A 24,288-nucleotide genomic window follows, 5' to 3' on the forward strand; every position below is an offset into this window, starting at 1 on the left:
AAGGGGCGCTAGGCCCCTTCGCGAATCGCGTTTCACAATAACTATTTACGTGCGGAACTTAAGGTATCCGCAATTAAAAATGCCAACTCCAGTACCTGATCAGCATTTAGGCGAGGATCGCACTGGGTAAAGTAACGTGATGATAAATCGCTTTCACTTAAACCATAAGCACCACCGGTACACTCCGTCACATGCTCGCCGGTCATCTCTAAATGAATACCACCAGCATGAGTGCCTTCCGCTTTGTGTACTGCAAAGAAATTGCGAATTTCCCGCAGAATGGCTTCAAAGTCGCGGGTTTTATAATCGTTGCTGGCTTTTACCGTGTTGCCGTGCATCGGATCGGAACTCCACACCACTTTACGGCCCTCTTGCTTCACACGGCGCACCAGCGCAGGCAATTTATCAGCCAGCTTATCAGCTCCCATTCGCGTGATCAGGGTTAAACGGCCGGCGGTATTTTGCGGGTTTAACGCATCGATTAAACGGATCAACTCATCCTCTTGCATGCCGGGGCCAATTTTTACCCCAACCGGGTTATGAATGCCGCGGAAAAACTCCAAATGGGCATGGTCCAGTTGCCGGGTGCGCTCGCCAATCCATACCATATGCGCCGAGCAGTCGTACCATTTGCCGGTTAAGGTATCACGACGGGTTAAGGCTTCCTCATAATTCAACAATAAAGCTTCATGCGAGGTATATAACTGTGTTTCGCGGATAGATGGCGAGTTTTGTGCAGTGATACCACAAATTTCCATAAAACGCAGCGCTTCCTGAATACGGGTGGCAACGCTCTGATAGCGCTCCTTCAGCGGATTCGATTCCACAAAGCCCATATTCCAGGCGCTGACCTGATGAAGATCGGCCAGACCACCTTGGGCAAAGGCCCGTAATAAATTCATCGTCGCCGCTGAGTGATGATAAGCAGTAACCAAACGATTAGGATCAGGTTGCCTTGCTTGCTCAGTAAACTCAAAACTATTGACGATGTCGCCCCGATAACTGGGTAAAGAAATACCATCAATGGTTTCTAAATCACTGGAACGCGGCTTGGCGTATTGGCCGGCCATGCGGGCAACTTTTACTACCGGTAGTCCACCCGCATAAGTTAATACCACCGCCATTTGCATCAAGACTTTAAAGGTATCGCGAATCTTTGGTGCATTAAAGTCATTAAAGCTTTCCGCACAATCGCCACCTTGCAGCAAGAAACCATTACCCTCGGCCACCTGGCCGAGCTGACTAAATAAATCCCGCGTTTCTTGCGCAAAAACTAAAGGCGGGTATTTATGCAGTTGCTGTTCTACTTGCGCTAATAATTGCTGATCCTGATACTGTGGTTGCTGCTGGATCGGCAGATTGCGCCAACTTTGTGGCGTCCAGGTGGTCACGATGTCATTCCTATAGGTTGATTACACACCCGCTAAACTTATAGACTTCTGGACGTAAATTCAATCCTCAAATAGTACTTTTTCGCCCTTTGGCAGCAAGGCTGTCTAAATTAGTAACTAACTGCAAAAATCTTAACGGCTAAGCTCATTTATTTAGCAACTGATGAATTGCTTAATAAATAAGCGGCAAATGACGTGGAAAGCAACAAATAGTGTATTCTGCAACAGACTTTACTTTTCAAAATACAGCTTGCCGTTATATAGTTATTTTACTTGCGATAAAGGTGTTAATTATGGAAAGGTTTGCCCGTCTGATCTTACTTACCGATGAGACCACACAACTAAGCACAGCTCGTCATGCTCAGTCTGTAGGTATAGATGTAGAACAATGTTCACTAGCCAGTTTTGGCCAAATGCGCCAATATAAAGGAATTTTAGCTGGCTATCAGTTCAGTAATGAGACCTCCGTTAAAAAAGGCTTTTCTGCTAAGTTATTGAGTATTAGCAGACAGGTGCCATTATTCGTATTTCAGGCAGAACGACAATTAATTGAACCTAGCAGAGCTATCTTTGCTGGCCTGCGCGGCGTTATTTATCACGACGAACAACCCGATATGGTCAAACGGGCATTACAAACAATGATGGCCGGCCAGCTGTATTATGGCCGAAAAGTCATGTCAGATACGCTTGATGCCTTGTTTCAATTACGTGAACAATCTAATCGCCGTATTAAAATTCCATCTTTATTAACGGACCAGGAGCAGCGAATTAGCATGTTAATTGCGGAAGGCGCTCGTAATAAAGAAATTGCAGAACAATTGCAGATCAGTGCCAATACAGTGAAAGTGCATGTTTCAGCGATTTTTAAAAAGACACACAGTAGAAATAGGACTGAGCTGGTACGCTGGTTACAAGAACCACAAAACTAAGAGCCCAACCACTGCGTATTGTGGTTAACGCATCACAATAAGTAGCAGGAGGTAACTTGTTAGCAGAACTGCACCGAGTAGAACAAAACTTAAACCGCGTTATTTTAGGTAAAGCAGAGCAAATTCGACTGGCCTTGTGTTGTTTGTTAGCTGAAGGTCATTTGTTGCTGGAAGATTTGCCTGGCATGGGCAAAACCACTCTAGCCCACGCCCTGGCTAATGCAGCAGGTTTAAGTTATAAAAGGGTGCAATTTACCAACGATCTATTACCCGGTGATTTGTTGGGCATGAACATTTACGATACCCGCTCATCGCAATTTTATTTCCAGCCTGGTCCCATCTTTAGCCAGGTATTATTAGCCGATGAAATTAATCGTGCTAGCCCAAAAACTCAAAGCGCACTTTTAGAAGCCATGGAAGAGCGTCAGGTCTCGATAGACGGTGATACCCGGGTGCTGCCAAGCCCTTTTTTTGTGATCGCTACTCAAAACCCGCTGTTCCATGCGGGAACCTCCGCCCTACCTGAATCACAGCTAGATCGGTTTCTGTTTCGTATTTCTCTGGGCTTTCCTGATAAAGCAGCAGAGCTACAATTGTTACAAGATGAACGTTTAGGCTCACGCTTACACTTGCTAACAGAGCCTTTGGCACCGGAACAACTGCGTGCACTGCAGCAACAAGTTCCCAAGCTACAAATACAAGATAACGTGTTGGAATATATTCTTGCTCTGGTGCATGCCAGCCGCAACAGCAAAGAACAATTACCGCTTTCTCCACGAGCAGCGAAAGCCATAGTCCGCGCGGCTAAAGCCATGGCATTTATTAATGGCCGTGATTTTGTAACAGCCGACGATGTGCAACGCATTTTTCCTTATGTTGCTGAGCATAGACTTAATCCGCAAAGCACGGCTGGCGAGCATGTGTTAAGTAACAAATTACTGAAAAGCACCGCTTGCCAATTATGACTAGCAATACTTTTCGCCGGGTACTGCAGCAGCGTTTCGAGCGCTGGTTAGACAGTCGCCAGCCCGCCAGCAATAACGTGCGCTTGGGCCAGGGTGTCATTTATATTTTACCCAGCCGCTTTGGTTGTTGGTTTATTTTTTTAATGTTACTGCTTTATCTACTGGGTACTAACTATCAAAACAATCTTATTTTATTAACGAGCTTTGTTTTTCTGAGCACCATGCTCTATGCCATGTTAAGCGCTTTTTATAATTTGCATCAGCTGCAAATAACCGTTTCCCAAGATAGTGCAACCTATGCCGAAACGCCGGCCACCTTAGTACTTCATTTAAAAAAAACAGAGTCTCAAATGCTACAAATTGGCCTCAAAGGCCAGCGGCTAACGCAATTGGTACCCCTTTTACAAGGCGAAGCTCAATTTGATCTACTGCTGCCACGGCTTAACCGCGGCTGTTATCCATTGCCCCGCTTATTGCTCAGTAGTCATTATCCCCTGGGGTTATTTCGCGCTTGGAGCTATCCAGCGCTTAACGCGCAAATTTGGGTGTACCCCAAGCCTGAGACGACGCAAACCGCATTGGGTAGTGTTGATCAGGCAGCTGAGCACGCGCACAGTTCAGCCTCACCGTTGGATCCAGACGAGCTAAAACCCTATCAACAGGGTGATAGCCCAAAACGCATTTTGTGGAAAAAACTCCCCGCAGCGCCTAATCAACCCGTTGTGCGTCAACTCAGTCAACCAATCACAAATTTACCAGAGTGGATTGTTATACCGACTTTGCAAGGTGTCGCCTTAGAGCAAGCGTTAAGTCAGGCCTGTCAGACATTAATTACCTTAGAGCAGCAAGGGGCAGTCTACGGTTTGCAAACACCGCTTACTAAGCTTAATCCTGCTACCGGACAAATGCATTTGACCCGTTGTTTACAAGAGTTAGCCTTATGCTAGCAAATCAGCTGCCATTACCTAAGCATTTTATCTGGTATGCACTTTTGCTGCAGGCAACCCTTATTGGCTTATACCAACCGGCATTACCTGTTTGGAATACACTCCTTTTTATTCTACTTTTGTGTTGGCAAGCTTGGCGCAGTGGCCGTAACCAAGGTGCTTTTACACCGCGTCAGGTTAATTGGTTGCTGGCACCCATGCTGTTGCTGCTTATGTTACAACTTAAGCAGTTAGGTATGCTCAACCTTATGCTGCATATTCTGCTGCTGGCGGCTATTGGCCGTAACTTCACGCTAAATCAACGAAAAGACGCAGCACAACTCATTTGGGTACACTATTTTGCCATCGCCTGTAGCTTTATTTTTTACCAACAAATTGCCTTGGCTTTTTTAATTGCCTCCTTACTTGGGCTAAATCTATATCTGCAACACCGTCTCTTTGCTGCCAACGAGGCTCGCCTACAACCAAGGCGTCTTGCGCTACTGCTGATAATAACTCTGCCATTATGGCTCGGGTTGTTTTTATTGTTTCCCCGTTTACCTCCGCTGTGGCAGATGCCCAATCAAAATATTGCCAGTACCGGCCTAAGTGATAGCCTGGATCCTGGCAGTATCGAACGTTTAGTGCAAAGCGATGCGTTAGCTTTTAGGGTTAGCTTTCAAACTGCGCGGCCAGCCAGAGAAGATTGGTATTGGCGTGCCAAAGTTTATGAAGATTTTGATGGCCGTAGCTGGCAGATTAATACGCGATTTTCAGCACAGAACCGGCCTGCGGCAACAGCGATATCGGCAGCTGAGGTGCTGCAATATCAACTCTTAGTAGAACCGCACTATCAGCGTGATTTATTCAGCTTAGGCTTAACCCTAAGCTGGTCAGATCCAGTCAGAACCAGACCAGCAGGATTAGTTGCTTACCCCAATACTGTGGCGCAACGTATCAGCTATCAGCTAACGAGCGTACTGCAGGCTATACCTCTGGAGTCAGCTGCAGAGCAACAACTTAATTTACGCCAAAACAGTGCCAACCCGAAAACCCGTCGCTTTGGCCAAGAGCTCGCTAAGCAATATCAAGGCAATAGCACCGCTATAGTACAAGCCTTGGCTGCGCATTTCCAACAACAGAGTTTTTACTACAGTCTTACGCCGCCGCGTTTAGGTAACAATGCTATCGATCAGTTTTTATTTGAAAGCCAGGTAGGTTTCTGTAGTCACTATGCGTCAGCCACCGCGGTAATACTGCGCGCAGCCGGTATTCCTGCGCGCGTCATCGGAGGCTACCAAGGCGGAGATTGGCAACAAAATCAACAATATTTATTAGTACGACAGCGCGATGCCCACGCCTGGGTGGAATACTTACTCGATAATGAATGGCAGCGTTTTGATCCAACCGCAGCAATAGCACCAGAGCGAATCTTAGCGGGATTAGAGCAAACGCTTTCAGTAAGCGAACGCGCATTATTAAATGGCTGGCAGGATAATTGGCTAGGAAAACTGGCTATGCAGTGGTCGCATCTTGATTACTTTTGGTCGGTATGGGTACTGGGGTTTAATCAAAGTGATCAAAAACGGCTATGGCAACAGTTATCTGCCTGGCAACATTGGTCGACCCTACTGATTAGCTTGCTGATCATTGCAGTATTCACAGTTGGTTGGCTACTTTGGTTTTTCTGGTTCAAACACCAGTACACGCCTAACCGTTTACGGCAACAATTATGCCACGCATTAGCAAGTGAACCTGAGGTAGGCGTAACCGTATCCAATTGGTTGCAAGGTTACGCTATTCATCACCCCAACTATGCCGCACTTTTTAATGAATTACGCAACCTATACGAGCGTAGTGTTTTCGCTAACGACGAACATGCCGCCAAGTTGCTGCAGCAAAAAATAAAGCAGCAGCGGCGGCTGTTAAAAAAGTTACGTCTCTGACCTTAGCTCGCGTCTGAGGTACCCAAAATCCGTAGAGCCGTTTGTAACTGCTCGGCACAGTGAATACCTAAATCGGTAAGATAACCTCCATCGGGTTGATTAATTAAGCCCTTCGCATAAAGCCGACTTATTGCTGCTAGCACAAGCGGCTCGGCCGCACTATGCGCTTTGATCCCTGAATTCACACTATCAAGATTAAACAACGCCAGCACCCGCATTTCATCAATTAATTCGGTAGAAAACTGCATAGTTAATTCCTTTATTGTTGTTTGTTAACACCTTAGCTTTTAATAAAAGAAAAGCAAGCAAACTTTTGTCGCTTTCATACTATTGCGCTTTAATGTCAACGGCGATAGCTGGCGTCAACGGTTCCGCTTTCAAAGGTGCTACAGGTTGCTGGACCAGTTGCTGCTTTAAGTGCGCTATTGCCTTGGTTAACTGAGCATCCTCACCGTTAAAGGTTGCATAAGGAGTATTAATCACTTCAATATCCGGCTCTACGCCATAACCTTCAATAATATAACGACCATCTATCGCAAATTGTGGCGTTTCGGCTACCCTGGCCATACCGCTGTCAGCGAGTTGATTACGCCCAGATAACCATACTCCTGCCCCTGCAGTGCGTTGCCCGATTACTGGTCCTAAGCCTAATGCACGAACACCCGCAGAGAAGGTTTCACCATCTGAATAAGTAAGCGGATCCGCCAATACCACTAAGTGACCACGAAAGGCTTGCTGCATATTGGTATAAGGCGCGCCATGTGTCGGTTGCCAGAACGACCAGGCACGGCGTAGTAATTTTTCAATGATCCAACTGTCGATATTGCCGCCTCTGTTGCGTCTAACATCGATAATTAAGCCCTCTTTTTGAAACTGTGCATAAAACTCACGAGCAAAACTAGCAATATCACCAGTCCCCATAGCATACAAATGTAAGTAGCCGAACTGACCATCACTGGCTTGGGTGACTTTTTGTAAGTTGGTTTGTACCCAGTCTTGATAGCGTAGCATCGCCTCTTGCATTGCAGGTATGGGTTCAACAACGGCCTGGATATGCTGTTTACCGCGGTTAGCATTAACCAACACTTGCTTACCCGCCTGATTACGAAGCACTTGAGTTAAGGTCACCAAATCAGGCACAGAGCGGCCGTTAATCGCGGTAATCACATCGCCAACTTGCAGCGGTACGCCGGGTTTAGCTAGCGGCGCAGCCTGCGCCGGTAACTCTGGATCAGTTTGGTAAATATGGGTAATTTTAATGCCTTCGGCTGTGGCAACTAAACTCGCACCTAAACTCGCGGCAGCCGCGGCATGCGGATCTTGTCGATACTCGCCACCCCGAACTTGCGAGTGTAAGGCATTGAGCTCTCCCATCATTTGCGCAAAAATGTCGTCCAGTTCATAACGATCGGTAACTCGTGCCAGCAAAGGCTGATATTTTTTACGGGTGGCTTCCCAATCTAAACCCCGCATACCTTTGTCGAATAAAAAGTCGCGGTGCATTAGCCAGGCATCACGAAACATTTGTTGCCATTCATGCTGCGGATTAATGGCTAATTGCCACTGCCGGGTATTCACTCTGGAATCGGCTAACTCTGCGGGTAAGCGCTCTGCTGCCGGTACCAATAACATCTCACCATTATTATCCCGACCTGCTTTTCGAATAAACAAGGTTTTACCATTATGGGATAATTGATATTCCGCCACATCATTAGTAATAGTCGTGGCCTTGACACCACTGCTGGCAATTTTGATTTGCTGCAGCTCTGCCGCTCTGCTGCCAGTTTGACGACTGAGTAAAAACAACCGTTCATTATTAACGGTTAACTGGCTGTAATTACCGGCCTCAACCGGTACTTGCCATAAACGGCTACTTAACTGCTGCCAATCTAGCCGCTGCGCGTTGCGACCTTTGGTACTGTCTTCTGCCGCTTTATTATCGCACAGGGTAATTTCCTGCTCAGGTGCAAAACCAAAACAGGCTTGTTGTTTTAAACTTAGGGCAAATATCTGACTACGTTTGTCAAACATTGGGCCTAGGTTACGATCGCCCCAGGGGTTACCTGGCGTCGCGGTAAACTGACGATTTGACAAAAAGTACAACCACAAACCATCAGGGCTAAAAGCCGGTGAATAAGATTCATACTTATCTGAGGTAAGCACTTCATTGCGTTTATCTGACAGACTGTACAGCACCACCTGGCTGCGCGGCCGTTGTTGATGATTTAGGGTAAAGGCTAGTAATTGGCTGTCGGCTGACCACACAACGTCGTTATAGGCACTGTGGCCCCAGCCCTGCTGATAAATTTTGTTGTTTTGGCCGTTTTGTAAATCTAACAACCAGAGATCGCCATTTTTATCATCATGCGCTAAATAACGGCCATCGGGTGATAGATGTAAGCCCCAACGAAATACCTTGCCATCTTTGGTTAATTGCTCGGCCTTAGCGCTGCCATCGGCAGCAAAACGCCAGATCTCATTTTCGCCACTGGCATCATTAATGGCATACACCCAGTTACCATCATAACTAAGAATGGCGGCACGAGAGCGGCTACCCTCAGGCGTTTGCACAGTGACTAAGCGGCGGCTACCGGTGCTGGCAATGGCAATTTGACTGCGGGCTGTTAATACCACCTGCTTTTGGGCTGCATTGGCATAGGTATGCGTTAAAAACGCCAACGGTTTATCTAACCAGCGTTCACGCTGCTGCACAAAATCAGAGGTTAGGGAAATGGCTATTGGCTGGCTTTGCTTGCTGGCTAAATCCAATTGATACAGATCAGCGCCTAACTGATAGACCGCTTTGCCCTCGCTGATACTAAAGCGGCCGATACGCCAATCCTGATGCTGGCTATGCTGGGTTAAATCAGCGCCATCCGCAGTTACCGACCAAATATTGCTATTGCCATCGACATCGCTAATAAAGTACACCCGCCCCTGGTAGAGCTGAGGTTGGCTAATAGAGCCCTGGTGATCTGCCAGTAACCGCACTGCTTCTTGCTGACTACCCATCGCCCAGCGCCATAGCTCACCCATAGCGCCTCCGCGATACACCTTAGCGTTATCACCGGTCAGCTGTAAGCCAAAGCGGGTAAAAAATACGGTATTACTTTGTTCATCCAGCTGACCACTGGCGGCATCGGCAAGTGGCAACGTGCTTGCTTGCCCCGTTTTAGGATCTAATAACCGCAACACCCAGTAATTAGCAGGACCGCTAACATTATCAGTCGCATACAGAATACGACCATCACCTAAACTTTGCTGCAGGCGTACCCGGCTATTTTCAAAGGTTAGGCGCTGTGCCTGACCGCCGCTTAGCGGCATCTGGTAAATTTCTTCAGCGCCCTCGTAGTTTGCAACAAAATAGAGGGTTTTAGCATCGTTTGAAAGGAGTGGCTGACTTTCCAAAGCAGGATGGGTGGTTAAACGCTGCGCCTGTGGTTGATTTAATCCGGCAAGCCACAGATCGCCTTCTGCCGTAAAAACCACCTGCTGCTGTTGCAGGCTTGGAAAACGATAATACCCTTGGCTGGCGGCGACAGTGCTGCTGAAGATACCGGCAATAAGCAAAGATAACACTTTTACGGCTGGACGCATCGAAAACCCCTTTTCTACTTTTAGTTTTTAGCACAACCTAGCAGAACCGTTAGCTTACGACCAGAGCCACTAAGTTAAACCGCGGGTAAACTAAGATAGAAAAATAGCAGACAGCGATCAATAAAATGCAAACAGCCCATGCGACTAAGCATGGGCTGTTGTTCAGCTAAGTTATACTGTTGGTGACAGGCGTTAACGCTGTAATTGCTGCAACGCTTGCAAACAAAGGGCAATATTTTCGCGTCTGGCGCCATAGCCCATTAAACCAATACGCCAGGCTTTGCCCGCTAACGCCCCTAACCCCGCTCCAATTTCTAAATTAAACTGCTGTAACAGGCTGCTACGAGTCATGGCATCGTCCACGCCAGCAGGAATGTAAATAGCATTTAACTGGGGTAAACGATAAGGCTCTGCTACCACAAATTGAATATCCAACTGCTCCAGACCGGCACGCAGTTCCTGATGCATAGCCTGATGCCTTGCCCAAGCTTGCTCTAAGCCCTCGGCCGCCACTATACGTAATGCTTCGTGCAGTGCATAAAGGGCATTTACCGGTGCCGTGTGATGATAAGCACGTTTAGCACCTCCACTCCAGTAGGACATCACCAAGCTTTGATCTAAAAACCAGCTTTGTACCGGTGTTTTACGCTGGGTGATTTTAGCCACTGCGGCTGGCGAGAAAGACACCGGTGATAAGCCCGGCACACAGGATAAACATTTTTGACTGCCAGAATAAATAGCATCAATGCCCCAGTCATCCACCCTTAGCTCGACGCCGCCTAAGGAGGTTACGGCATCGACAATACTTAAACAGTTATGCTGCTTGGCAAGGGCACATAGGGTTTTGGCATCGCTGAGCGCGCCAGTAGAGGTCTCTGCATGCACAAAGGCTAAAAAACGTGCATCTGGATGTTGTGTTAAGGCTTGTGCTACCGCCTCAGGATCAACCGGCTCTCCCCAGGCATTATCAACAGTTACAGCGATACCGCCACAGCGCTCAACATTTTGCCGCATCCGCTCGCCAAAGACGCCATTACGACACACGATAACCTTTTCGCCAGGTTCAACTAAATTAACAAAGCAGGCTTCCATCCCGGCAGAGCCCGGCGCCGAAATAGCTAAGGTCATCTCGTTTTTGGTTTGAAAAGCATATTGCAGCAACTGTTTTAATTCATCCATCATTGCGACAAATAGCGGATCCAAATGCCCTACCGTAGGTTTACTTTGGGCCGCTAACACTTGTGGATACACATCTGACGGTCCTGGGCCAAGTAAGGTCCGCCGCGGTGGATTAAATGCAGCAATCATTGGTGCTGGGATCATAAAGGCTCCTTTAAAAACAGCAAAATCGCGATTAAACACGCGTACGAATGGTCACAGCATAACAATTTTCCCAGTTCGATAAAGGCCCGTTCGCTAAATAGCGGGCATTCAACAGACGAATAACTGCTGCTTGGTTCACTCAGCCCCCCTAAAAGCTAGTGCTGTTAGCACACGCGCGCTATACTAGCGCGTTTAATTGAGGGCGTGTTGCTAACACTGCCGCCAAAATGGAATCTCTCATGTCTACTTTACCCGCCTGCCCGGCTTGTCAGGCCGATTACACCTACCAGGATGCTAACTTACTACTTTGCCCGGCCTGTGGTCATGAATGGTCTGCCAATGCAACTGAAAGCACAGAGCAAACTAAGGTGATTCGCGATAGCGCTGGCAATGAATTACAAGATGGTGATACCGTTACCGTAATTAAAGACTTAAAAGTGAAAGGCTCATCTTCAGTGGTAAAAATTGGTACTAAGGTGAAAAATATCCGTCTGGTGGAGGGCGATCATGATATCGATTGTAAGATTGATGGTTTTGGCGCCATGAGTTTAAAGTCAGAGTTTGTGCGCAAAGTATAGGTAATACCCTAATATGGTATTCCGGCCATATTGGTTGAAAACGCAGCACAGGACAAGTGGTACTAGCGCTAAAAGAACTAAGGCCCTATTAGGGCCTTAGTTCTTAGGAGTAAAGCTTAAAACTCACGACGGTTTTGCAGCGCCGCAATACGTTTTTCCAGCGGTGGATGGCTTAAAAACAGCTCAGATTTGGCTTTTTTACCTGAGATGCCAAAGGCCATCATACTGCCTTCTAAGCGACTTTCATGGTTATACTTTAAGCGCTCTAATGCTTTAACCATTTTGCCCGCGCCAGCCAAACGTGCTGCCCCGGCATCGGCGCGGTATTCACGCTGACGTGAGAACCACATCACAATAATGCTCGCCAAAATACCAAACACGATTTCCAACGCAATAACGATACCAAAGTAAGCAAACTGACCTAGTTGCTGATTGTTATTGCGAATGGCACCGGCAATCAGTCGCGCCAGGAAAATCACAAAGGTATTAACCACACCTTGGATCAAGGTTAACGTAACCATATCACCATTAGCAATGTGCGATACCTCGTGCGCCAATACGGCTTCGACCTCATCTTCGCTCATATTCCGCATTAAACCGGTAGAGACTGCCACTAACGCATTGTTACGATTGGCTCCCGTGGCAAACGCATTCATTTCAGGTGAGTCGTAAATAGCGACTTCCGGCATGCCAATACCCGCTGCCTTCGCCTGCTTCGCAACGGTATTAACTAACCAGTGCTCAGTGGCATTACGCGGCTGGGTGATGACGACCGCGCCCGTAGAACGTTTGGCCATCCACTTGGACATTAATAACGAAATAAAAGAACCGCCAAAACCAAAAATGGCTGCAAACACCAACAAACCACCAATGCTGTTGGTGCTAATACCGAACATAGTAAAGACGATATTCAATACTATACTTAGTACCACTATTACCGCCAGGTTAGTTGCTAAAAATAACAACACGCGTTTCATACTGCTTACCCCTTAAAAAAGAATTACTCTTACTATATGGGCTCAGACTGCAAAATCAATTGTTGGTTACATTAAAGGAAGATGAAAAGTTGTAAGAAAAAGTGTCCTGCTTCCGGTACAATAGCGCAAAATTGCTCACTTCCTGTAGCTGAGGTTTCTTGTGAATTTATTACTCCTTAGTAGTTCTCGCGCTAATAACAGCGAGTATCTGGCACCCAATTTAGACTGGATCCGACAGCACCTTAACGCGGTTTCGTCTGTGCTATTTATCCCTTATGCCGGTGTTACGTTAAGCCATGATGCCTACCTTACCAGGGTGCAACAGGCATTAAGCGGCTTAGCAATCAGGGTTGACGGCATCCACCAGTTTGCTTGTGCTAAAACAGCAGTACACGAGGCAGAAGCAATAATGATTGGCGGCGGCAACACCTTCCAATTACTTAACCTATTGTATAAAAATGACATTCTTAAACCGATTCAAGAACGCGTAACCGCTGGCATGCCGTATATTGGCTGGAGTGCCGGTGCGAATATTGCCGGTGCCAGTATTCGGACCACTAACGACATGCCAATTATAGAACCCCCATCGTTTGCGGCCTTACACTTTCTTAATGCCCAGCTTAATCCACACTACACCGACTTCGTACCAGCCGATTTTCATGGCGAAACCCGCGATATGCGCTTAGCCGAGTTTATGGTGCTCAATCCACAAACCCCAGTGGTTGGGATCCCGGAAGGCTGTGCCTTACATTGCCAGGCAGATGATGTCAGGGTATTAGGTCAAGCTGGTGCCTATTGGTTTTTAAACGGTGAAAAACATGCGATTGCGGTAAATACTGAATTAAGTCGCCGTTTTAACAGTGTACTGCCACAGCCGCTGCTCAATCACGGCTAACCCTAATGTCATCAGTTAATCGCGCCACACGGAAGCGCCTTCAGGCAAGCGGCATTAGCACACAATGGCTTGCCTAAGTTTACCGGGACAAAACAGCCTAATCTGCAAGTTGAGCTACTAAGGCGCTGGCCAGCTGTGTTGCCAGCGCGGGCTGCCCGGCGCTCTCAGGCTGAAATGGTACAACACCTAACAAAGGCGAGGTAATACGCTGGGTCAAATCGGCAATATTTTCTGCTAAAAACAACATCTCAGGTTGCATAATATTGGCTATCCAGCCTACCAGGCGGCAACCACTGCGCTCAATTTCACGCACGGTGAGCATGGCATGATTTAAACAACCTAACTTTATTCCCACCACTAACACCACCGGTAATTGCTGTGCGGCAACCCAATCAGCCAGATAGCGCTCTCTGGATAGCGGTAATAACCAACCACCGGCGCCTTCAATTAACAACAGCTCTGCACCGCTTTGTGCCAATTGCTCTATGTTGGCAGTTAACTGCTGCTCATCTAATAGCTGATTCAGCTCAGCGGCCGCTAAATGCGGTGCCGCAGGCCGGGCTAAACAAATGGGATTATGCTGCTGATAGGGTAACGCGATACCAGAGTACTGCCTTAGCAGTAACGCGTCACTATTTTGTAGCTGCCCGTTCTGAGCGGGCTCAGCACCTGCGGCAATTGGCTTAGCACCAATAGCCGATAGGCCCAACTGGCTAAAGCCCTGCAATAGCAAGCAACTGACAAAGGTTTTCCCAGCGTCGGTATCGGTGCCGCTAACAAAAAAGCGTTTTGTCATTTTAGAATTCCTGATAACTAAACTAAAAAGTTCACTTAGCGTAGGGCGCGTTGAGGTTGGCTAATTGTTTTTGGGCTACCCTCTGCTGGTTTAACCGCCAACAGTTGCACAACGTGATAGCTGGCAAGCAAGGCGTTTGGCATGGCTTGTTGGGGATAAGCTGCCGCCACTTTTTGCCAGTACCCTTTGCCCGTTAAACCTTGCTGCGCTCTGCGCGCTAAATGGCTGGCGCCCAGCGCTTTGAGTTCACGCGCTAAGGTAAAAATATCTGCATAAGGCAATTGATAGCAGGCTGAGTCCAGTTGCCAATCTAAGATCCCGCGCGCAGTGCTAGTGGTTGCCGCACTAAGCTGAGCGGTATTAAGAAAAGGATGAATATGCGCATGATGATCCACTGATGCAAAGGCTTGTGCTAACTCTGCTAAGGTGCCCGCCACCAGTGTGGTTAATACTGCGCAGCCACCCGGTTTTAATACGCGCGCTACCTCGGTAAAAACCCGCTCAGGGGCTGGACACCACTGTAACATCAGGCTTGAAAACACTGTGTCCACGCTATTATCAGCCAGTGGCAAGGCAGCCGCATCAGCCAACAGATAATCAATGGCCAGCCCCTGACGTGCAGCCTGCGCCAGCATGCCAGCGCTTAAGTCTACGGCAGTAACGCGCTTTGCTTTCTGACATAGCTCGGGTTGCAACCAGCCCGGGCCACACCCTAAATCCAGTAGATGCCCCAGATCTTGCTGGCCCAAGCTCTGGCGGCTAGCTATTAGCGCGGCTAACGCGCTATAAGCAACTTGCCGCTGCAAACGGGCTGCCCCGCTATAACTGGCTGCGGCTTTACTAAAGCAAGCCGCAACATCTTTCCCCTCAGGGATTGCGTAATCAAGAGCGGTATGCTCAAGCGTAATAATCGGCAGATCTGCCACAGCTAACATAATAAGGCCTGTTGTAACATCTTAATTAAATACTCAATATCTGCTGGCTGTTGCGACGCACTCAGGGTAACCCGCAATCTGGCGGTACCTGGCGGGACAGTTGGTGGCCGGATAGCCGTTAACCAAATCCCTTGCTCTCTTAACTGCTGGCTTACCGCGACGGCGTGTTCGCTATTGCCCAGCATCACCGCCTGAATAGCACCAGTTGCCGCCAAACAAGGTAAACCCGCCGCGGCAGCCCGCTGTTGAAACAGTGCAATATTGTCGTACAGTTTATCGCGACGCCATTGCTCAGTTCGCACTAACTCGATGCTTTTACTCACCGCACAGCAAAGCGCTGGTGATAAGGCCGTGCTGTAAATGTAATGGCGGCCAAACTGCTCAATATAATCGATTAGAGTTTTGCGACCGGCCAAAAAAGCGCCGCCAACACCAAGCGCCTTACCAAAGTTAGCCATGTAGCAATACAGATCGGTAGGCTTCAGACCCTGTGCAAACCAGCTACCACGGCCTTCTTCGCCTAAGACGCCAAGCCCATGTGCGTCATCCAGCAACAAAGCAGCATCTTGCTCAGCACAAAGCCTGGCCATCGCTGTTAAATCCGGGCTATCGCCATCCATACTAAAGACACCTTCGGTGACTACTAAGCTATGGCTATCTGCACCGGGAATTGCTGGCAGCAGCCGAGACAGCGCCGCCAGATCATTATGAGCAAAGCGTTTAAACCGGCCTTTATGCTGCAAAGCCGCATCAATTAAGGAGGCATGACTGAGTTTATCCAGCAGCAACAGATCCGACTCTGCCGCCAGGCTACCTAACATGGTTTGATTGGCAGCAAAGCCCGAGCTAAATAACAGCACCCGTTCAAACCCCAACCACTCTGCCAACTGTGCGGTTAAATCGGCATGCGCACTGTGATGCCCCGTAACCAATGGTGAGCCGGTGCTGCCAACGCCATAGCGGCTGGCTCCCTCTGCTAAAGCCCCTTGCAACAGCTTATCACTGGCCAGATCCAAATAATCATTGGCCGAAAAGTTTAAATAAGCCTTGCCATTACAGTGCAACAGCCTACCCTGTACCTGAGTAAACGCCTGACTTTGCCGCCGCAAACCTGCTTGCTGCCGCGCTGCCAGCGCCTGCTGTAGGCGTGCTAGCTGCATGTCTTAACCTGCAGCGTGGTACAGCGGCGGGTTTTGCTGCTCTTTAATAGCATCAGCCAATGCCAGCTCGTGTGCCTCATCCGACACATCCTGCCGCTGCTCCGGGTTAATACCTAATTTTTTAAATAGCAGCATATCGGCATCTGCTTCAGGGTTTTCTGTCGTAAGGAGTTTATCGCCGTAAAAAATAGAGTTGGCACCAGCAAAGAAACACAGCGCCTGCATTTGTTCATTCATGCGCGAACGCCCTGCCGATAAACGAACATGACTTTCAGGAAGCATAATACGCGCCACCGCAATGGTGCGGATAAACTCAAAGGCATCTAAATCGTCCACATTTTCCAGTGGTGTGCCTTTTACTTTAACCAGCATATTAATCGGCACACTTTGCGGATGCTCCGGCAGGTTAGCCAATTGCATTAATAAGGCAGAACGATCATTGGCACTTTCACCCATGCCGACAATACCGCCACAGCAGACCTTCATGCCGGCATCACGCACATGACTTAGGGTATCTAACCGATCCTGATAGGTACGGGTAGTGATAATTTCACCGTAAAACTCCGGCGAGGTATCTAAGTTGTGGTTGTAATAATCTAAACCTGCTGTGGCTAGGGTCTTTGCTTGATCTGAGTCTAACATGCCAAGCGTCATACAGGTTTCCAGGCCCATGGCTTTAACTCCACGCACCATTTCAATAATATAAGGCATATCCCTTTGCTTAGGGTTGCTCCAGGCCGCCCCCATACAAAAGCGGCTGGCGCCTTTATCTTTCGCAGCTTGCGCCTGCGTTAGCACTTTTTCCACCTCTAACAAACGCTCGCGCTCTAAACCGGTATTGTAGTGGCCGCTTTGTGGACAATATTTACAATCCTCGGCACAGGCACCGGTTTTAATCGATAATAAGGTGCTAATTTGTACTTCGTTCGGCGTAAAGTGGGCGCGATGTACTGTTTGTGCTTGAAAAAGTAAATCATTAAAAGGTAACGCAAACAAGGCATTGACCTCGGCCAACGTCCAGTTATGCCGAACGGAAGAAACCTGAGTAGACGTCGTGCTTGAAGCATTGATGGCGCTGGAGGTAGCCTGCATAAAAATTCCTATGGAAATAGTGATAAGCGTTTTTTACTCACCGACTCAAACCACCGCAAAACAACAAGTGACAACCGGTACATTCCTGCATTTTTCAGAAAAAACAGGTGCAATGCGGTTTGAGCAAATGGCTTTTTTCAGCTAGTCTAGCGCCAGCCATCAAGTTGTCAACGCTGACCACCAGCAAAACTTTACTAGTGATTATATTATGAGCATAAATTTAGCTTTTGACCGCGAACATATCTGGCATCCCTACACCTCTATGATATCGCCGCTGCCGGTTTACCCTGTGGTTGCTGCCAATGGTTGCGAATTAGAACTGGAAAACGGGCAACGGCTGGTGGATGGCACTGCGTCCTGGTGGTCTGCCGTACATGGTTATAACCACCCGCTGTTAAATGCCGCAGTAAGCAACCAGCTGCATAAAATGGCACACGTCATGTTTGGTGGAATTACTCACGAGCCAGCCATTCGGCTCTGTCAGCAAATTTTAGCGATGGTCCCTGGCAATTTAACCAAAGTTTTTCTGGCCGATAGCGGTTCAATCGCGGTAGAAGTCGCTATTAAAATGGCATTGCAATACTGGCAAGCCAGCGCACAATCTACCAAAACCAAGCTAGTTAGTTTACGTAAGGGCTATCATGGCGACACTTTTGCGGCCATGGCGGTGTGCGATCCCTTGGATAGCATGCACAGTATGTTTAGCGAACTGTTACCTCAGCATTTTTTTCTACCGGCACCCGACTGCCCGTTCCATGCGTCTTTTAATCCGGATGTCATGCTACCGCTAGCCCAATTGTTAGAGGCTGAGCATCAACAGATTGCCGCGCTCATTCTCGAACCCATAGTTCAGGGCTACGGCGGTATGCGTTTTTATCACCCGGAATATTTACGCCGCGCCAGAGCCCTTTGCGATCAATATCAGGTATTGCTGATTGCAGATGAAATTGCCACTGGCTTTGGCCGTACCGGAAAACTCTTTGCCTGTGAGCATGCCGCCATCGCCCCAGATATCCTATGTTTGGGTAAAGCCTTAAGTGGCGGCTATATGACGTTAGCCGCCACACTCTGCACAGATGAAGTTGCACGCGGCATCAGTTTAAGTGCAGCAGGTGGCTTAATGCATGGCCCTACCTTTATGGCAAACCCCTTGGCCTGTGCGGTGGCATCTGCCAGCTTAGCACTGATTGCCAGCGGTACATGGCAACAACAGGTAACGGCTATTGAACAACAATTAACCGAGCAACTTGCACCTTGCCAACAACTTGCTAAAGTAAAGGCTGTGCGGGTACTCGGTGCTATTGGCGTACTGGAAATGCACGAGCAGGTAGATGTGGCGAAGCTACAAGCTGCTTTTGTCGAGCGCGGCGTTTGGATCCGGCCTTTTAATAACCTGATCTATGTTATGCCTCCTTTTATCATCACTGCGGCACAATTAACAAAACTGACTCAAGCTATGTTCGAAGTGTGCCGATAAACTAGTCGATAATCCGTACTGCACCTTATAACGTACGTAGAGCAATAACTTAGCTAACAACAGGAACTCATAATGAAAAGTGTTAATGCTTTCTCTACGCTTTGCGCTGGTTTAACTGCCGCAACGCTATTACTGACCAGCCAGTTTGCGATAGCCGACCGTTTTAAGGATATTGAAATTAGCGCGACGCCCGTTGCAGAAAATATTTTTATGTTAACAGGTTCGGGTGGCAATATGGCTGCCGTAGCGAACCCTGATGGCGTGCTGCTAATAGATAGCCAGTATGCTGAACTTGCCGATAAAATTCGTGCCAAGCTCAGCACTTTAAGCCAAGGTGAGTTAACGACACTTATTAATACCCATATGCATGGCGATCATGTTGGCGGTAACGCCGCACTGGCAGCAAACGCTAATATTATTGCCCACAAAAATGTGCAGCTACGCTTAAGTAACAACGCTAACTTTGATCCTGCCGGCCTGCCTAAAACCACCATTGAGCAAACCACTACGCTACAACATGGTTCTACAACACTGATACTGGAACCTATGCCGGCTAGCCATACCGATGGCGACATCCTGATCTGGTTTCCGGAGCAGAATATTGTGCATATGGGCGACTTAATGTTTCAGGGCCGTTTCCCGTTTGTCGACACCAGTAATGGTGGAAATGTGCAGCAATATATTGAAAATACTCGTTATGTGTTATCGAAAATTGATGACAACACTCAGGTGATCCCTGGTCATGGCGAGCTGACCAATAAAGCCGGTTTAGCAGCAGAACTGTCGATGCTAGAGCAAACGCTGGCAGAGGTACAACAAATGCGCGAGCAAGGCCTAACAGAAGAACAAATGATTACACAAGGCTTAGGTGAAAAATTTAAAAGCTGGCATTGGAACTTTATTACCGAAGCACGTTGGATTAGAACATTATATCAGGCAACGCAACCGCAATGAGTCAAAGGGTTCTTCAGCGTTTTATGCTACGCCATGCCACTAAAATCGTTACCGGCTTAGTCGCCGGTATCAGCCTCAGTGTGACAGCGCAACAAACACCGTTGCAGCCGGGTGAACCCCTGCAGTATAAAGTTGCCCGGTTGGCCGCGCATGAGGGTAACACTATGACACTGGACGATGGCAGTGTCTGGCAAACCAATATGCAGCATTTTGGTTTAACTGGTAACCTTATTTTACTTAGCGGCCGTAATCTTCGCAGTGGTAGTAACGAACTGCTGTTAAACGGTTTTACCCTGAGTGCTACCTACAAACAAGGAACGCTAAACGCACAGCAGGGTTTTAAACTCACTTTGCTGGCAGCACTGGCTGACGGAAAGCGGCTCACGCTAAGCGACAACCTTACTGCCTTTGTGCTTGATAGTGACCGGCGTTTTAGCCGAAACTGGCAGGCTAATAATAAAGTTATTTTAAGTGAAGATAGGCGCAGCCTGCTCTATTTGCCCAACTTACAACAAATCTCGGTGCAAATAACTCAAACAGCCATACCTTAATTGCGATTTACTCGCTCCTACTGCGCTTATTTTTCAAAATAGCCGCCATTTTTTGCTTGTGTTCAGCTACTGGCACAGTATCATTACTGCTTTTAAAATCAGAGGGCCTGCCCTCACCCCCTATTGCACGCTCGGGAGTTGTTTGCATGACGCACGCCGTAATCAAAGATGTGTTAGCTGGTCGTTACGCCATCGGCGAAAAGATCACTGTTAAAGGGTGGATCCGCACCCGCCGCGATTCCAAAGCTGGGATCTCATTTTTAGCCGTTCATGACGGTAGCTGCTTCGACGCGGTGCAAGCTGTTGCCCCAGCAAATTTAAATAATTACGAGACCGAAATTAAACGCCTGACCACATCGTGTTCAGTCATCGTTTCAGGCGTTATCGCCCGCTCTGAAGGTCAGGGCCAGGCCTTTGAAATTCAAGCGGACCATGTTGCAGTAGTTGGCTGGGTTGAAAACCCGGATACCTATCCGATGGCACCAAAACGCCACAGTATGGAATACCTACGAGAGCATGCCCATTTACGTCCACGCACCAATATCATGGGTGCGGTAACCCGGGTGCGTCATTGTTTAGCCCAGGCTATTCATCGATTTTTCCATGAGCAAGGTTATTACTGGATCAGCACGCCGATTATTACTGGTTCAGACACTGAAGGTGCCGGTGAGATGTTCCGGGTAAGTACCCTGGACTTACAAAACCTGCCTCGTGATGACAAAGGCGCAATCGATTTTAGCCAGGATTTCTTTGGTAAAGAAACCTATCTAACCGTATCAGGTCAGCTTAACGGCGAAACCTATGCCTGTGCCATGTCGAAAATTTATACCTTTGGCCCCACCTTCCGTGCGGAAAATTCTAACACCAGCCGTCACTTAGCTGAATTCTGGATGATTGAGCCTGAAGTGGCTTTCGCCGAGCTAAAAGATGTTGCGCAGTTAGCTGAAGATTTGCTGAAGTATGTTTTAAAAGCCGTACTGACTGAGCGTGCCGATGATATGGCCTTTTTTGCCGAGCGTATCGATCCCAAAGCCATTGAACGTTTGGAACAAGTCGTTAGCTCGAGCTTTGTGCGGATGGACTATACCGATGCTATCGAAATCCTGAAAAACTGTGGTAAGAAATTTGAATACCCAGTGGAATGGGGTGTCGATTTACAATCTGAACATGAACGCTATTTAGCCGAGGAGCATATTGGTGGTCCTATCATTATGCAAAATTACCCGAAAGACATTAAAGCCTTTTACATGCGCTTAAATGATGACGGTAAAACAGTAGCCGCGATGGACGTACTCGCTCCAGGTATTGGCGAAATTATTGGTGGTAGCCAGCGGGAAGAGCGTTTAGAGCACTTCGATCGCCGCTTAGACGAAATGGGCTTGAATAAAGAAGACTATAGCTGGTACCGAGATCTGCGCCGGTACGGTACCGTGCCCCACTCTGGCTTTGGCCTGGGCTTTGAACGTTTAGTGTCTTATGTCACAGGCGTGGGTAACGTGCGGGATGTTATCGCCTTCCCACGTACCCCGGGCAATGCTGAGTTCTAAATCAGCCTAATGGCGTTAGACTGAGCGTTGCTATCAATTATTAACGCTCAGCATAAACCCGCGATTTCGCGGGTTTATTGTTTATCATACTACCAATACTGCGGCTAACTCGCAGCAGACTAGCCTTTTACCAAAGTGAGCTTTAAAAGTGCTAAGCTTTAAAACTGACTAAAATAATTGTCAGGATCTAACGGGGTACGTTGTGGCGCAGCTGCAGTGCTGGTGCCCAGATACAGAAAACCCACTATCTCGTCATCTGCCTGTAAAGCAAAAGCCTGCTTAACGTAGTCCTGCTGGGCATAAGCACCGGTACGCCACACACCACCAAAGCCCAAAGCAAATGCCATTTGCTGCATGGCCATTACAGCACAAGCCGCAGACTGTATTTGCTCGGCTGCAGGCACCTTAGGATGCTCAATCACTTTAGCAATACACGTAATCACCATCGGCGCCCTAAGCGGTAATTGCCTGGCGCGCTCTTGCATTTCCACTGAAATACTGGGATCTTCTTCAATCGCTGCCTCGGCAAAAATATCGCCCAAACGATCTAACGCTTCCCGTCCTTCAGCAATTACAAAACGCCAAGGGCGCAAAGCGCCATGGTCCGGCACTTGTATAGCAGCACGTTTGATCAGTTCCAATGCCTCACCACCCGGTGCAGGCTCAGTTAACCGTGGCGATGAATAGCGGGTCGTTAATAGCGTTAATGCATCCATAAACTCAACCTATCGTTATATTTTTGCGCAGGCTATCAAAAATTTACCTTCTTCTCACGGCAAATTTCGCTAACCCCAATCAACTGCATACTAAGTCAACAAGCTGCTTATTTTAACGCCTGCTGATAAAGATCCAAATACTCAGTCACCGCAGCTTGCCAGCTAAAGTTTTGCTGCATACCCCGCTGTTGTACTGCTCGATAATCGTTGACTTGTTGGTAGAGTTGTTCGGCTTGTTCTAGAGCAGCCAGCAAGGCCTCTATGCTAACGTCAGTAAAACCAATACCAGTGGCATTCTCTGCTGGCCAGGGCGTCACGGTATCACGCAAACCGCCCGTTAACCGCACCAGCGGCACAGTGCCATACTTTAAACTATACAGTTGGTTTAAACCGCAAGGTTCAAATAGTGATGGCATTAAGAAAAAATCACCTGCGGCTTCCGTTTGGTGTGCTAGGGTTTCGTCAAAACCTTCAAAAAACCGAAACTGCGCAGGATAATCGTCCTGTAATTGATATAACTGACGACAATACTGAAGATCACCCGTGCCCACCATAAAAATTTGGGCTTTAGTGTTAGGCAGCCAGCGCCGTAAAGCGGGGATCAGATAGTCAAAACCTTTCTGCCCAGTAATACGGCTAACCGCTACAAATAACGGAACCGCAGTTTCCGATAAATTGAAGCGGTGTCGCAAATACGCTTTGCACGCAGCCTTACCTGCTAAATCGCTCTGCTGATAATTCTGCACCAGGGCTAAATCAGTTGCCGGATCCCATTGCTGATAATCACAGCCGTTTAGTATTCCGACAAAATCGGCTGCACGCTGTTGGTACAAGGTTGCCAAACCATTTGCTGCAGGTTCACTTAGCAGCTCATCACGATACCCTTTACTAACCGTGCTAATCTTGCTGGCATAACGCACGCCCTGCTCTAACATATTCAGGAAATGATCATCACCGGCAGCTAAATCGAGTTTACCAAACCAGCCTTTATCGCAAGTTAGCTGGTAAGCACCGTTATGCACAGTAAAAATATAAGGCACCCTGCCAAGCACCGGATCGGCAGCATAATGCTGCTTTAAGTACGCTGCCGCCACGGCAGTTTGCCAATCATGACCATGAATCAGCTCAACGTCTGGCATATGTTGTCGGCACCATTCCAGCGCTACTTTACAAAAAAATGCAAAGCGTAGCGGGTTGTCTGCATAACCATAGCTACCATCATCGTAAGGTCGTTCACGATGAAAAAAATCATCGTGTTCAACCAATCTTACATCGATACCGGCAAACCTAAGCTGCCTGACTGCACAACCGTATTCCACACCACCTAGGTTAACAAACACCGACTGCCACTGCGCCGTCGGTCGGCTATATAAGTTACTGTAACGTGGCAGCATCACTGTTACCTGATGCCCGGCTGCCTGCAGGCTGCTGGCGATACCTTTACAGGCATCAGCCAAGCCCCCTGTTTTAATCAAGCCTTCAAACTCACTGCATAACAACAAAATCCGCACTATGTATCCTTAATGGCTGCTT

The 24,288-nt window shown here is 47.9% G+C and carries 21 protein-coding genes; 10 read left to right on the top strand and 11 right to left on the bottom strand.

The genetic code is table 11. The features are described 5' to 3' along the window. Positions 1 to 41 precede the first annotated feature (41 nt). Positions 42 to 1,391, bottom strand: coding sequence for a class II 3-deoxy-7-phosphoheptulonate synthase (locus IE163_RS14580; protein ID WP_189433720.1), 1,350 nt, complete (start codon positions 1,389 to 1,391; stop codon positions 42 to 44). A gap of 293 nt (positions 1,392 to 1,684) precedes the next feature. Between IE163_RS14580 and IE163_RS14585 the strand changes: the two genes are divergently transcribed. The 4 genes from IE163_RS14585 to IE163_RS14600 are packed head-to-tail and all read left to right on the top strand — an operon-like array spanning position 1,685 to position 6,157. Beyond that, positions 1,685 to 2,320 carry a response regulator transcription factor gene (locus IE163_RS14585; RefSeq protein WP_189433721.1) on the top strand — a complete coding sequence of 212 codons (636 nt, stop codon included), beginning with the start codon at positions 1,685 to 1,687 and terminating at the stop codon, positions 2,318 to 2,320. 56 nt (positions 2,321 to 2,376) lie between these two features. After that, positions 2,377 to 3,285 carry an AAA family ATPase gene (locus IE163_RS14590; protein WP_189433722.1) on the top strand — a complete coding sequence of 303 codons (909 nt, stop codon included), beginning with the start codon at positions 2,377 to 2,379 and terminating at the stop codon, positions 3,283 to 3,285. Beyond that, the gene (locus IE163_RS14595) at positions 3,282 to 4,232 is read left to right on the top strand and encodes a DUF58 domain-containing protein (RefSeq protein WP_189433723.1); all 951 of its coding nucleotides are present in this window, start codon (positions 3,282 to 3,284) and stop codon (positions 4,230 to 4,232) included. Before IE163_RS14590 ends, IE163_RS14595 begins: the two co-directional genes overlap by 4 nt. Then, entirely contained in the window at positions 4,226 to 6,157 is a 1,932-nt protein-coding gene (locus tag IE163_RS14600) for a transglutaminase TgpA family protein (protein WP_189433724.1), read from the top strand. The genes IE163_RS14595 and IE163_RS14600 overlap by 7 nt, the downstream gene beginning before the upstream one ends. Positions 6,158 to 6,159: 2 nt before the next feature. Here the strand turns inward: IE163_RS14600 and IE163_RS14605 are convergent, their stop codons facing one another. The 3 genes from IE163_RS14605 to IE163_RS14615 all read right to left on the bottom strand — a co-directional run bounded on the left by IE163_RS14605 (position 6,160) and on the right by IE163_RS14615 (position 11,077). Further along, positions 6,160 to 6,405 carry a TIGR02647 family protein gene (locus IE163_RS14605; RefSeq protein WP_189433725.1) on the bottom strand — a complete coding sequence of 82 codons (246 nt, stop codon included), beginning with the start codon at positions 6,403 to 6,405 and terminating at the stop codon, positions 6,160 to 6,162. A 79-nt stretch (positions 6,406 to 6,484) separates the two neighbouring features. Continuing rightward, the gene (locus IE163_RS14610) at positions 6,485 to 9,754 is read right to left on the bottom strand and encodes a S41 family peptidase (RefSeq protein ID WP_189433726.1); all 3,270 of its coding nucleotides are present in this window, start codon (positions 9,752 to 9,754) and stop codon (positions 6,485 to 6,487) included. A 192-nt stretch (positions 9,755 to 9,946) separates the two neighbouring features. Next, entirely contained in the window at positions 9,947 to 11,077 is a 1,131-nt protein-coding gene (locus IE163_RS14615) for a pyridoxal-phosphate-dependent aminotransferase family protein (RefSeq protein ID WP_189433727.1), read from the bottom strand. Positions 11,078 to 11,316: 239 nt separating this feature from the next. Here IE163_RS14615 and IE163_RS14620 point away from each other — a divergent pair, with 239 nt between their 5' ends. After that, on the top strand, positions 11,317 to 11,655 hold the full coding sequence (locus IE163_RS14620) for a zinc ribbon domain-containing protein YjdM (protein WP_189433728.1): 339 nt from the start codon (positions 11,317 to 11,319) through the stop codon (positions 11,653 to 11,655). Between the two features lie 116 nt (positions 11,656 to 11,771). On the opposite strand, the gene htpX is transcribed toward IE163_RS14620, so the two are convergent. After that, positions 11,772 to 12,632 carry a protease HtpX gene (gene htpX / locus IE163_RS14625; RefSeq protein WP_189433729.1) on the bottom strand — a complete coding sequence of 287 codons (861 nt, stop codon included), beginning with the start codon at positions 12,630 to 12,632 and terminating at the stop codon, positions 11,772 to 11,774. 160 nt (positions 12,633 to 12,792) lie between these two features. Here htpX and pepE point away from each other — a divergent pair, with 160 nt between their 5' ends. Then, positions 12,793 to 13,527 carry a dipeptidase PepE gene (gene pepE, locus IE163_RS14630; protein WP_189433730.1) on the top strand — a complete coding sequence of 245 codons (735 nt, stop codon included), beginning with the start codon at positions 12,793 to 12,795 and terminating at the stop codon, positions 13,525 to 13,527. 97 nt (positions 13,528 to 13,624) lie between these two features. Here pepE and bioD read toward each other — a convergent pair whose 3' ends face one another. From bioD to bioB, 4 genes are read right to left on the bottom strand one after another with little or no spacing between them, the layout of a single operon-like run. Next, positions 13,625 to 14,323 (bottom strand): dethiobiotin synthase, encoded by a 699-nt coding sequence (gene bioD, locus IE163_RS14635; protein WP_189433731.1) that lies wholly within the window; start codon positions 14,321 to 14,323, stop codon positions 13,625 to 13,627. A gap of 35 nt (positions 14,324 to 14,358) precedes the next feature. Next, complete coding sequence (locus IE163_RS14640) at positions 14,359 to 15,258, bottom strand: methyltransferase domain-containing protein (RefSeq protein ID WP_189433732.1); 900 nt, start codon at positions 15,256 to 15,258, stop codon at positions 14,359 to 14,361. Beyond that, the gene (locus IE163_RS14645; RefSeq protein ID WP_189433733.1) at positions 15,252 to 16,418 is read right to left on the bottom strand and encodes an aminotransferase class I/II-fold pyridoxal phosphate-dependent enzyme; all 1,167 of its coding nucleotides are present in this window, start codon (positions 16,416 to 16,418) and stop codon (positions 15,252 to 15,254) included. The genes IE163_RS14640 and IE163_RS14645 overlap by 7 nt, the downstream gene beginning before the upstream one ends. 3 nt (positions 16,419 to 16,421) lie before the next feature. After that, on the bottom strand, positions 16,422 to 17,510 hold the full coding sequence (gene bioB / locus IE163_RS14650) for a biotin synthase BioB (RefSeq protein ID WP_189433734.1): 1,089 nt from the start codon (positions 17,508 to 17,510) through the stop codon (positions 16,422 to 16,424). A 208-nt stretch (positions 17,511 to 17,718) separates the two neighbouring features. Between bioB and bioA the strand changes: the two genes are divergently transcribed. The 4 genes from bioA to asnS all read left to right on the top strand — a co-directional run bounded on the left by bioA (position 17,719) and on the right by asnS (position 22,039). After that, the gene (bioA, locus tag IE163_RS14655; protein ID WP_189433735.1) at positions 17,719 to 18,987 is read left to right on the top strand and encodes an adenosylmethionine--8-amino-7-oxononanoate transaminase; all 1,269 of its coding nucleotides are present in this window, start codon (positions 17,719 to 17,721) and stop codon (positions 18,985 to 18,987) included. Between the two features lie 72 nt (positions 18,988 to 19,059). Next, positions 19,060 to 19,941 carry an MBL fold metallo-hydrolase gene (locus IE163_RS14660; RefSeq protein WP_189433736.1) on the top strand — a complete coding sequence of 294 codons (882 nt, stop codon included), beginning with the start codon at positions 19,060 to 19,062 and terminating at the stop codon, positions 19,939 to 19,941. Beyond that, positions 19,938 to 20,492 carry a hypothetical protein gene (locus IE163_RS14665; RefSeq protein WP_189433737.1) on the top strand — a complete coding sequence of 185 codons (555 nt, stop codon included), beginning with the start codon at positions 19,938 to 19,940 and terminating at the stop codon, positions 20,490 to 20,492. Before IE163_RS14660 ends, IE163_RS14665 begins: the two co-directional genes overlap by 4 nt. Positions 20,493 to 20,638: 146 nt before the next feature. Continuing rightward, on the top strand, positions 20,639 to 22,039 hold the full coding sequence (gene asnS, locus IE163_RS14670; RefSeq protein WP_189433738.1) for an asparagine--tRNA ligase: 1,401 nt from the start codon (positions 20,639 to 20,641) through the stop codon (positions 22,037 to 22,039). 158 nt (positions 22,040 to 22,197) lie between these two features. Here asnS and IE163_RS14675 read toward each other — a convergent pair whose 3' ends face one another. Together IE163_RS14675 and IE163_RS14680 are read right to left on the bottom strand one after the other, a co-directional pair. Beyond that, positions 22,198 to 22,755, bottom strand: a complete 558-nt coding sequence (locus tag IE163_RS14675) for an NAD(P)H nitroreductase (RefSeq protein WP_189433739.1) — start codon at positions 22,753 to 22,755, stop codon at positions 22,198 to 22,200. A 107-nt stretch (positions 22,756 to 22,862) separates the two neighbouring features. After that, positions 22,863 to 24,266 carry a glycogen synthase gene (locus tag IE163_RS14680; RefSeq protein WP_189433740.1) on the bottom strand — a complete coding sequence of 468 codons (1,404 nt, stop codon included), beginning with the start codon at positions 24,264 to 24,266 and terminating at the stop codon, positions 22,863 to 22,865. Between the last annotated feature and the right edge of the window lie 22 nt (positions 24,267 to 24,288).

The organism is Alishewanella longhuensis (assembly GCF_014653435.1).
Classification (GTDB): domain Bacteria; phylum Pseudomonadota; class Gammaproteobacteria; order Enterobacterales; family Alteromonadaceae; genus Alishewanella; species Alishewanella longhuensis.

Excerpts from the sequence above, each read along its gene's own strand:
- IE163_RS14620 (WP_189433728.1), top strand. The coding sequence starts at position 11,317 with ATGTCTACTTTACCCGCCTGCCCGGCTTGTCAGGCCGATTACACCTAC.
- IE163_RS14645 (WP_189433733.1), bottom strand. The coding sequence starts at position 16,418 with ATGCAGCTAGCACGCCTACAGCAGGCGCTGGCAGCGCGGCAGCAAGCA.
- IE163_RS14600 (WP_189433724.1), top strand. The coding sequence starts at position 4,226 with ATGCTAGCAAATCAGCTGCCATTACCTAAGCATTTTATCTGGTATGCA.
- IE163_RS14605 (WP_189433725.1), bottom strand. The coding sequence starts at position 6,405 with ATGCAGTTTTCTACCGAATTAATTGATGAAATGCGGGTGCTGGCGTTG.
- IE163_RS14665 (WP_189433737.1), top strand. The coding sequence starts at position 19,938 with ATGAGTCAAAGGGTTCTTCAGCGTTTTATGCTACGCCATGCCACTAAA.
- htpX (WP_189433729.1), bottom strand. The coding sequence starts at position 12,632 with ATGAAACGCGTGTTGTTATTTTTAGCAACTAACCTGGCGGTAATAGTG.
- IE163_RS14595 (WP_189433723.1), top strand. The coding sequence starts at position 3,282 with ATGACTAGCAATACTTTTCGCCGGGTACTGCAGCAGCGTTTCGAGCGC.
- bioD (WP_189433731.1), bottom strand. The coding sequence starts at position 14,323 with ATGACAAAACGCTTTTTTGTTAGCGGCACCGATACCGACGCTGGGAAA.
- bioA (WP_189433735.1), top strand. The coding sequence starts at position 17,719 with ATGAGCATAAATTTAGCTTTTGACCGCGAACATATCTGGCATCCCTAC.
- IE163_RS14640 (WP_189433732.1), bottom strand. The coding sequence starts at position 15,258 with ATGTTAGCTGTGGCAGATCTGCCGATTATTACGCTTGAGCATACCGCT.
- IE163_RS14675 (WP_189433739.1), bottom strand. The coding sequence starts at position 22,755 with ATGGATGCATTAACGCTATTAACGACCCGCTATTCATCGCCACGGTTA.
- IE163_RS14585 (WP_189433721.1), top strand. The coding sequence starts at position 1,685 with ATGGAAAGGTTTGCCCGTCTGATCTTACTTACCGATGAGACCACACAA.
- IE163_RS14615 (WP_189433727.1), bottom strand. The coding sequence starts at position 11,077 with ATGATCCCAGCACCAATGATTGCTGCATTTAATCCACCGCGGCGGACC.
- IE163_RS14660 (WP_189433736.1), top strand. The coding sequence starts at position 19,060 with ATGAAAAGTGTTAATGCTTTCTCTACGCTTTGCGCTGGTTTAACTGCC.
- asnS (WP_189433738.1), top strand. The coding sequence starts at position 20,639 with ATGACGCACGCCGTAATCAAAGATGTGTTAGCTGGTCGTTACGCCATC.
- IE163_RS14610 (WP_189433726.1), bottom strand. The coding sequence starts at position 9,754 with ATGCGTCCAGCCGTAAAAGTGTTATCTTTGCTTATTGCCGGTATCTTC.
- bioB (WP_189433734.1), bottom strand. The coding sequence starts at position 17,510 with ATGCAGGCTACCTCCAGCGCCATCAATGCTTCAAGCACGACGTCTACT.